The organism is Pseudomonas sp. 910_23 (assembly GCF_052850795.1).
Window position 1 is genome coordinate 1 of sequence record NZ_VXCZ01000053.1, and the last position, 360, is coordinate 360.

At 45.3% G+C, this 360-nt stretch carries 2 tRNA genes; both read right to left on the bottom strand.

Going from position 1 to position 360, the window contains the following annotated elements:
• Positions 1–136 precede the first annotated feature (136 nt).
• Positions 137–212: transfer RNA gene (locus tag FW800_RS27285), tRNA-Ala, on the bottom strand.
• A 10-nt stretch (positions 213–222) separates the two neighbouring features.
• Positions 223–299, bottom strand: a tRNA-Ile gene (locus FW800_RS27290).
• Positions 300–360: the final 61 nt, after the last annotated feature.

A 360-nucleotide genomic window follows, 5' to 3' on the forward strand; every position in this document is an offset into this window, starting at 1 on the left:
GTTACCAGTGAAAGTAACGTTCAGTCTATCTTTCTATCACATACCCAAATTTTTAAAGAACGATCTAATCAAAGACTAGAAATCAATATTCACTTCAGAATATTCATTTCTAAACTCTAACAGCAGAAGCAGTTAATGGTGGAGCCAAACGGGATCGAACCGTTGACCTCCTGCGTGCAAGGCAGGCGCTCTCCCAGCTGAGCTATGGCCCCATAACAAAATTGGTGGGTCTGGGCAGATTCGAACTGCCGACCTCACCCTTATCAGGGGTGCGCTCTAACCAACTGAGCTACAGACCCAATTTCGAGCGCGTAACTGATTAGCTAAGAGCTATCAGCTTGGAGCTTAAAGCTGCTTCTA